The sequence below is a fragment of the Microbacterium testaceum genome (assembly GCF_001476285.1).
GTDB classification, from domain to species: Bacteria; Actinomycetota; Actinomycetes; order Actinomycetales; family Microbacteriaceae; genus Microbacterium; species Microbacterium testaceum_B.
Genome location: NZ_LDRU01000062.1, coordinates 26973 through 35252 on the forward strand (window position 1 = coordinate 26973; position 8280 = coordinate 35252).

An 8280-nucleotide genomic window follows, 5' to 3' on the forward strand; every position below is an offset into this window, starting at 1 on the left:
GCTACTTCTTGGCATCCTGTCGCGGGATGACGATCTGCTTGATGATCAGCAGGACCGAGGCCGTGACGGGAATCGCGACCAGGGCGCCGAGCAGGCCGAGGAGCGTCCCGCCGACGAGCGCGCCGATCACGACGAGCGAGCCGGGCACCGAGATCGTGCGATTCATCACGCGGGGCGTGAGGAGATATGCCTCGATCTGCATGTAGATCAGGTAGACGATGGCGAAGATCAGTCCGGAGGTCGGGCTCACGATCAGCGTGAAGACCGTCGCGACCGCCCAGAACAGCACGGAACCCACTAGCGGGATGAGCGTGATCCCGAACGCGAGCGCCGCCAGCAGGGCCGCGAAGGGCTGCTGCAGGATCGTCAGCACGATGAACGCGAAGACGGCGTTGCACAGGGCGAGGACCACCATGCCGGCCAGGTAGCCACCGACCGAGTCGGTGATCTGTCCGGTCATGTCGGAGACCGTCGCGCGGCTGCGCGCGGGAGTCAGACGCACGAGGCTGTTCTTCATCTTCGGCAGGGCCGCCAGGAAGTACAGGCTCAGCACCAGGACGATGATCGCTCCCGAGATGAAGGTGCCGATCGTGATGCCGACCTGGAGAAGGCCCCCGCCGATCGCGGCGATGTTCGTCGGGTTGGTGACGAAACCCTGCACCTCTTTGAGCACGTCCCCCAGGCTGTCGCCGAAGTTCGCTTCCACCCAGCGCACCGCGTCGCTGTCGATGAGGTCGTTGACGAAGGTCGGGATGTCGCCGACGAACTGCTCGACCTGCCGGACGACCGGCGGGATCAGCAACCACAGGGCCGCGGCCAGGATCACGGCGAGGCCGCCGAACACGATGACGATCGACCACGCGCGAGAGATCCCGCGGCGTACGAGCATGCGCACCAGCGGATCGAGAGCGAGAGCCACGAACAGCGCGATCGCGATGTAGATGAGCACGGTCGACAGGTTCGACAGCGCGAGCCCCAGCAGGATCGCCGTGAGGCCGCCCAGGGTCAGGAAGAAGCCAGCCGCGTACGGCCGCGATATCGCGGACCAGACGGGGCGGTCGCGCGAGGTGGGCTCGCCGGCGTCGGCGCCCTCGGCAGTCGGGTCGGGACGCGTCGATCGGCTCATGGTCACACTGTAGGGGTCGGCTGAGAGCGCACGTTCGAGCGCGCGCCCGCGCGATAGTCTCGGATCGACTCGGGAGGACACATGACGGACGCCGACCCCACGACGATCCTGCAGAATCTGCGGGGCAGCATCGACAACATCGACGCCGCGCTCATCTTCCTGCTTGCCGAGCGCTTCCGGTGCACCAAGCAGGTCGGCGTGCTCAAAGCGAAGCACGGGATGCCGGCATCCGACCCCGCTCGTGAGGAGCAGCAGATCGCGCGCCTCATGCGACTCGCCGAGGACGCCGATCTCGACCCGGCCTTCGCGGAGAAGTGGTTCAACTTCGTCGTGGCGGAGGTCATCCGTCACCACCGCTCGGCCGCCGCGCACCCCACGGACTGACGACCCGTCCGCGCGTCGTCGCGACGCGTCGTCGGGACGCTCGGGCGACCCGCGCGAGGCGATGCGACACGCCCGGGCTGACACGCGGTGTCGCCGCTGGCGACACCCGTTGAAAGGGTGACGCACGCGCGCGCGTGTGCCACGTGGCATCCGGAATCGCAAGACGGTACGCGAACTTGCCAGTCGATCCATCAGCATGAAAACGTAGTGACGGCCCGGTTTTGGGCCGCCCACTCGACCAGTCCGCGGTCGTGGTGACGACTCGGGGGAGTCGACGCCGCGAGCGTACGGTCGGCAGTCGGGGCCGCGGGATCCGACATCCCGCGCCAACGCGCTCCACCCCCCTGAGCGCCGGCGACTGCCACCCGGGCGTGACCGATGCGGCCACCCGAGGCCGCCGAGGTGCACCAGTGACACATCCGCCTGCCCTCGCGCCGCAGACTTCCGCGACGCCGGCTCTGGCCGCCAAGAATCTGTTCAAGGTCTTCGGACGTTCTCCGCAAGCCGCCGTCGAGAAGCTCCGCTCCGGTGCGCGCCGCGAGGAGATCGCCGACCACGGGACCGCCGCTGTCATCGACGCGAGCTTCGAGGTCCAGCCCGGCGAGATCTTCGTCATCATGGGGCTTTCCGGCTCCGGCAAGTCCACGATCATCCGCATGCTGAACGGCCTGCACGAGGCGACCGCCGGCACCGTCGAGGTGAAGGGCGATGCCCTCACCGGCGTCGGCCCCTCGCGTCTGCGGTCTCTGCGCCGCGAGCGCCTCGCCATGGTGTTCCAGCACTTCGCGCTCCTCCCGCACCGCACGGTGGCCGCGAACGTCGCCTACCCGCTCGAGCTCCGCGGCGTCGGCAAGGCCGAGCGTCTCGCGAAGGCCGAAGAGATCCTCGCGCTCGTGGGTCTCGAGGGCTGGGGTGACACCTTCCCCTCGGCGCTGTCGGGCGGGATGCAGCAGCGCGTCGGGATCGCCCGCGCGCTCGCCGCCGACACCGACATCCTCCTGATGGACGAGGCGTTCAGCGCCCTCGACCCGCTCATCCGCCGCGAGATGCAGGAGCAGCTCATCGAGCTGCAGCGGACGCTGAAGAAGACGATCGTCTTCATCACCCACGACCTCAACGAGGCGATGTTCCTCGGTGACCGCATCGCCGTCATGCGCGACGGACGCATCGTGCAGATCGGCACGCCCGAGGACATCCTCACCGACCCCGCCAACGACTACGTCGAGCAGTTCGTGCAGGACGTCGACCGTGCCCGCGTGCTCACCGCCGGCAACGTCATGGAGCGTCCGCGTCCGCGCGTCGACGCCTCGGCCGGTCCGCGCACCGCGCTGCGGCAGATGCGCGACGCATACATGTCGGCCGTGTACGTCACCGATCGCGACCGGAAGCCGCTCGGCATCATCACGGATCGGGATGCCATGAAGCTGGTCCGCGCGGGCGAGAGCTCGCTCGCGTCCAAGCTGCGTCCGCTCCCGCAGAGCGTGCGCGAGGACGACGTGCTGATGAACCTCTTCGTCCCCTCGGTCGAGTCGCCCCTGCCGCTCGCCGTGCTCGACGCGGAGGGACGCCTGGCCGGCGTCATCCCGCGCGTCACGCTGCTCGCCGCTCTCGGCCCTGGCCCCAGCTCCACGGAGGAGATCACCGTGCTCCCGCAGCCCCTGCCCTCCGCCGAGATCGACGCGGTGCTCGACACTCCGGTCGCGGCCTCCGAGATCGAGGGGGTGCGCTGATGGATGGATTCCGTATCCCCGTCGGCTCGTGGGTCGACGCCGGCGTGGACTGGCTCCGCGACAACCTCTCCGGATTCTTCGACGTCATCGCCGTGACCGTCCGCTTCCTGGTCGGCGGGCTGAGCGACGTGCTCCTCGCTGCGCCGATCGTCGTCGTGATCGTCGTCGCGGCCCTGCTCGCGTGGCTCCTGCGCTCGTGGAAGCTCGCCCTCGGCACCGTGATCGGCTTCGCGCTGATCCTGGCGATGGGTCAGTGGGTCACCGCGATGCAGACGCTCGCCCTCGTGCTCGTCGCGACCGTCGTCGCGGTGGCGATCTCGGTTCCCCTGGGGATCTGGTCGGCCCGGAACGCGACCGTTCGCGCGGTGCTGAAGCCCATCCTCGACTTCATGCAGACGATGCCCGCCTTCGTCTACCTGATCCCGGCGATCACGTTCTTCAGCATCGGCGTCGTGCCCGGGGTCGTCTCGACCGTCATCTTCGCCCTGCCTCCCGGCGTGCGACTGACCGAGCTCGGCATCCGCGGAGTCGACTCCGAGACCGTCGAGGCGGGGCAGGCGTTCGGCGCGACCCCGGGCCAGATCCTCCGCGGCATCCAGCTCCCGCTCGCGATGCCCACGATCATGGCCGGCGTCAACCAGGTCATCATGCTCGCCCTGTCGATGGCGGTCGTCGCCGGCATCGTCGGCGCCGACGGTCTGGGCAAGGAGGTCGTGCAGTCGATCTCGACGGTCAACCTGCCCAAGGGTGTCGAGGCCGGCCTGAGCGTCGTCATCCTCGCCGTCTACCTCGACCGCCTCACCGCCGCGCTCGGCAACCGCGCGGACAACCGCTCGTCGCTGCTGGCGATCCTGGGCCGTCGTCGGGCCGCCGGATCGACGGATGCCACGCCCCCGCGCCCCGCTCCGTCGACGGATGCGGCTGCCGAGGCCGAGCGCGAGCAGGCGTCGCCGCGTCGCGCCCCGATCTCGACGGGCGCCTGACCCCTCGGCATCCCTCTCACTCGGGAGGGGCGGACCAACCGGCCCCTTCCGAGCGGACACCCACGGAAATCGCATACGAAAAGGAAGAGAACACAGCAATGAACAAGCGACACCTCACCAGTGCCCTCGCCCTCGGCGCCGTCAGCGCCCTCGCTCTCGCCGGCTGCGCCAGCGGCAACCAGGCCGAAGGCGGCTCGGGCGGCGACGACAGCAAGGGCACCATCACGCTCGGCTTCCTGCCCTCGTGGACCGACGGCCTGAGCACCGCGTACCTGCTCGAGGACCAGCTCGGCAAGCTCGGCTACACCGTCGAGATGCAGACCCTCACGGAGGCGGGCCCCCTGTACGCCGGCCTCGCCCAGGGCGACGTCGACATCTACCCGTCGGCCTGGCCCGAGCTCACGCACGCCGACTACATGGAGAAGTACGGCGACAGCATCGAGGACCTCGGCGCGTACTACGACAACGCCAAGCTCACGATCGCGGTGCCCAGCTACGTCGACATCGACTCGATCGACCAGCTCAAAGACAACGCGGCGCGCTTCGACGGCAAGATCTACGGCATCGAGCCGGGCGCGGGTCTGACGAAGCAGACGCAGGAGGTCGCGATGCCCGGTTACGGTCTCGACGGCCTCGAGCTCGTCACCTCGTCGACCGCGGCCATGCTCACCGAGCTCGACAACGCGATCGCGGCGCAGAAGGACATCGCGGTCACCCTGTGGCGTCCCTTCTGGGCGAACGACGCGTACGACGTGAAGGATCTCGAGGACCCCCAGGGTCTGATGGGCAAGCCCGAGGCCCTGCACTTCCTCGCCACCTCGGGCTTCAAGGAGAAGTACCCGGATGCCGCCGAGCTCATCGCCGGCATTCAGCTCGACGACGAGCAGTACGGCTCCCTCGAAGACCTCGTCGTCAACGAGTACGGCGAGGGCAAGGAGCCCGAGGCCGTGCAGGCCTGGCTCGAGCAGAACCCCGGCGCGTTCTCGACGCAGCGCTGACGTGACGTGCGGCGGCGGTCCCCTCGGGTGGGGGCCGCCGCCGTCGTCTGTTTCTGCGGGGCCGCGCCGTGCCCGCGGCGGCCGGTGATCAGCTGATCGAGCGCGCCGCGGTGAACCGCGTGATGAAGCCCGGGTGCCCCGCCGGCATCGCGAGCACCGAGTCGGGCGCGCGACCGGCGAGCTGAGGGAACCCGGCATCCGCGACGAGGTCGTCGTCGAGCTCGTCGAGCCGGGCCTCGACGAGCGGCCACGGCTCGTGGGCGTTCGCGGCCCAGATCGTGCGGCCCAGGTGGCGCTCGTGGAAGCCCCATCGGGCGGTCAAGAAGCGTGACAGCGGGGTGTCGACGGTGTCGGTGCCGAGTGTCGCGCGCACGCGGGTTCCGGGATGCCGACCCCCGTGACGCCGCGACCGGAACTCGATTCGCGCACCGTCGGTGCGCACCCCCGCTCGCGCCCACCGGTACGGCAGGCCGAACAGCGCGCGGGCGGCGAGGACCGGCGCGAGATGCTCGGCCTCGAGCGTGCGGAACACGACGCCGCGGCGTCCCTCGTCGTCAACGGCGTAGGTGCGGACGTTGATCTCGGTGAAGGTGCCGAGGAGAGGCACCGGCGGAAGCGGCAGGAAGCGGAACTCGCTCAACACGAACGGCACGAGACCCACCCACGCGGAACCGTCGTGCACATCGGGGCGGGTTCCGGACGGCAGGAGCGGCGCGACCTCGGCCGGGTCGACCCGCCAGTGCACGAACACCGCGCGATTCCACCGCTGCGCGATGACCGCGCGGCCGGGCAGGTCGGGGGCGTGTCGCTCGGTTTGCACCGGCTCATTCTGGCCCCGGCACCGCCGCGCGGAGGGAGACTGGACAGATGGCCCCGTCATCTGGTGCGGACCCTCGGCTCGTGGCATCCATTCGCGAACTGCTCGCGGCTCGGGATGCCGATAAGACGATCTGTCCGTCGGAGGCCGCGCGCGCGGTGGGCGGCGACGACTGGCGCGACCTCATGCAGCCCGCGCGGGACGCGGCGCACGAGCTGGTCGTTCTCGGCGAGGTCGAGGTGACGCAGAGGGGCGAGGTCGTCGATGTGACGACCGCGCGGGGTCCGGTCCGGATCCGGCGGAAGCGCTGAGCTGCGCGGCGGTTCCCGTGCGGCGGTGCGAGGGCGGCTGCCGCGGGGTCGGACCGCGTGCGCGGAGGAGCTGAATCGGATAGGTGAAGCGGAATCGGATGCCGAGGGGTCGGTCGCCCGATTCTGGTGCGGTGGGCCGATTCCGGTGCGCGGATGGGGCGCAACCCGCGGCATGGAGCGGGGTCAGACCGCGGGCTCGGGCGGCGTCCGCGGCGCGGGTTCGGCGCCGCGCGGCAGCTCGAGCGCGACCTTCTTCTCGAGCTCTTCAACCGCGTCGTCCGAGAGCCAGATCAGGCCGTCGAGTTCCTCGCGCACGCGCTTGTACGCGAGCTGGCGCTCGTTCGGCGTCGCGGCCTGGTCGGTCGCGACCGTGAGCAACTGCTTCGCGGTATCGAGACGCTTGCGCTCATCGGGTGAGAAGGCCGCGTCCTTCACCCGACGGGCGTCGCGTTCGGCCACCTCGAACGCGACCTCGTAGTCGGTGACGGCGTCGCGGTACTCCTTGAGCCGCTCGGGCGAGAGCGTCTCCCCGTCGCGGGGCCGGAGATTGTCTGCGACCTTCTTGGCGCGCAAGAACGCGGCGGTCAGCGGCTGGCGGCCGTCACTCATCGCGGGGTAGGTGATGAGCTTCCCGGCGTCGAGCTCGTACTCGAGCCAGCGGTGCGTCACGGCGTCCTGCGCGGCGATGACGCGCTGCTGGTCATCGGTCTCGGCGGGGGGCGCCAGCGGAGCCGGAGCGGCCCCTCCCTGCGCGCGGATCAGCTCGATCTGTTCGCGGTGCCGACGGCGGGCCTGCACCTCACGGCGCTTGTTCACGCCGTTGACCGCCCCCATCGTCATCCCGAAGAGCGGAAACACGAGCCACCAGTAGCTGCCCGCGAAGGTCCAGAAGTCATGCACCCCCGTCATGCTACGCCGGTCCGCGGTGACGACCTCGCCGGGATCACTCGGGGTCGGTGCTCTTCCGGCCGCGCTTCGTGTTCCGCTCGTTCCAGCTGCGCGCGGCGGCCCGCCCCATGGACTCCATCGACCGGGCGAGGGCGCGCTGAGCGGATTCGGCGAGATCGGATGCCATGCGTCCCCAGGCCTCGGAACCGTCGAACGCGGGGGGCGGATTCTTGTCACCGTGTCGGGCGATGCGCTCCGCGTGGTCGAACGCGTTCACCGTGCGGCGGACCGCGTCGCGGTACGCGAGGAAGTCCGCGGGTTCGAGGCGCGTCTGCGCCGACGCGGGGCGAAGCCACTGCGCCTTCTCGTGTGCCCGGAGGAACTCGGCGAGCAGGGGCGACCGAGGATCCGACATCCCCGGGAAGTCGATCGCGAGCGCCGGATCGGTCTCGTAGGCCATCCAGCGCGCCAGAACGGCGTCGTGTTCGGCGAGGAGGCGCTCGACCGGGAGGGGGGCGCTCCCACCACGGATGGCGGGGAGCATCGCCTGCGCGGCCTTGACCGCGGCGCGTCGCGCCCGGAGGTCGGCCGACGCGGCGCGCAAAGCGTGCTGCGCCGCCACGAGGCGCGCTCGTGCCGCCGACACGGCTTCGGAAGAGCCTCGGGATGCCGCCCGCTCCGCCTGTGCACGAACCACCTCGGCATCGGCGATCTTGACCTCTGCCCGCCCGCGCGTGATGGCTTGCCGTGCGGTGAGGAGGTCGAGCTGCGCCGCGTCGAGTTCGAGTCGACGGGCCGCGTTCTTGCTCATCGGGCGGGACGCCCACGCGCGAGCCGCGCGGTCACCCGTCGTGGTGGTGCCGGCGGGGAGGGCACGCTGCTGGCGAGAGCGGCGCACGCCGATCCAGCCGAGTGTGCCGGCACCGGCCGCCGCGGGCCCGATCCACCACCACTCGGCCAACAAGACCATCAGCGGCTCCACGCTCCCATGCTACGTCGGGCATGCGACACGGTGCTTGTCGTGGGGCCGGATTGGGCCGGGG

General features: G+C 70.3%; 9 protein-coding genes. 5 read left to right on the top strand and 4 right to left on the bottom strand.

The features are described from left to right. Position 1: 1 nt before the first annotated feature. The gene (locus NS283_RS11355) at positions 2-1126 is read right to left on the bottom strand and encodes an AI-2E family transporter (protein ID WP_081317398.1); all 1125 of its coding nucleotides are present in this window, start codon (positions 1124-1126) and stop codon (positions 2-4) included. An 81-nt stretch (positions 1127-1207) separates the two neighbouring features. On the opposite strand from NS283_RS11355, the gene NS283_RS11360 reads away from it, so the two are divergent. The 4 genes from NS283_RS11360 (at position 1208) to NS283_RS11375 (ending at position 5221) form a co-directional block, all read left to right on the top strand. Continuing rightward, positions 1208-1510, top strand: coding sequence for a chorismate mutase (locus NS283_RS11360; RefSeq protein ID WP_058596981.1), 303 nt, complete (start codon positions 1208-1210; stop codon positions 1508-1510). 410 nt (positions 1511-1920) lie between these two features. Further along, on the top strand, positions 1921-3240 hold the full coding sequence (locus tag NS283_RS11365) for a quaternary amine ABC transporter ATP-binding protein (RefSeq protein ID WP_058596982.1): 1320 nt from the start codon (positions 1921-1923) through the stop codon (positions 3238-3240). Further along, a complete protein-coding gene (locus NS283_RS11370) occupies positions 3240-4223 on the top strand; it encodes an ABC transporter permease (protein WP_058596983.1) in 984 nt (327 codons plus the stop codon). Before NS283_RS11365 ends, NS283_RS11370 begins: the two co-directional genes overlap by 1 nt. A 98-nt stretch (positions 4224-4321) precedes the next feature. Then, positions 4322-5221, top strand: a complete 900-nt coding sequence (locus tag NS283_RS11375) for a glycine betaine ABC transporter substrate-binding protein (protein WP_058596984.1) — start codon at positions 4322-4324, stop codon at positions 5219-5221. Between the two features lie 88 nt (positions 5222-5309). Here NS283_RS11375 and NS283_RS11380 read toward each other — a convergent pair whose 3' ends face one another. After that, entirely contained in the window at positions 5310-6041 is a 732-nt protein-coding gene (locus NS283_RS11380) for a YqjF family protein (protein ID WP_058596985.1), read from the bottom strand. 80 nt (positions 6042-6121) lie between these two features. Here NS283_RS11380 and NS283_RS11385 point away from each other — a divergent pair, with 80 nt between their 5' ends. Then, positions 6122-6349 (top strand): DUF3253 domain-containing protein, encoded by a 228-nt coding sequence (locus tag NS283_RS11385; RefSeq protein ID WP_342586562.1) that lies wholly within the window; start codon positions 6122-6124, stop codon positions 6347-6349. Between the two features lie 183 nt (positions 6350-6532). Here NS283_RS11385 and NS283_RS11390 read toward each other — a convergent pair whose 3' ends face one another. Further along, the gene (locus NS283_RS11390) at positions 6533-7249 is read right to left on the bottom strand and encodes a hypothetical protein (protein ID WP_058596989.1); all 717 of its coding nucleotides are present in this window, start codon (positions 7247-7249) and stop codon (positions 6533-6535) included. Positions 7250-7292: 43 nt separating this feature from the next. Next, complete coding sequence (locus NS283_RS18925; protein WP_153009054.1) at positions 7293-8219, bottom strand: hypothetical protein; 927 nt, start codon at positions 8217-8219, stop codon at positions 7293-7295. Positions 8220-8280 lie beyond the last annotated feature (61 nt).

Bases quoted from the DNA above. Each gene is read 5' to 3' on its own strand.
- NS283_RS11355 (WP_081317398.1), bottom strand. From the start codon at position 1,126: ATGAGCCGATCGACGCGTCCCGACCCGACTGCCGAGGGCGCCGACGCC.
- NS283_RS11360 (WP_058596981.1), top strand. From the start codon at position 1,208: ATGACGGACGCCGACCCCACGACGATCCTGCAGAATCTGCGGGGCAGC.
- NS283_RS11370 (WP_058596983.1), top strand. From the start codon at position 3,240: ATGGATGGATTCCGTATCCCCGTCGGCTCGTGGGTCGACGCCGGCGTG.
- NS283_RS11375 (WP_058596984.1), top strand. From the start codon at position 4,322: ATGAACAAGCGACACCTCACCAGTGCCCTCGCCCTCGGCGCCGTCAGC.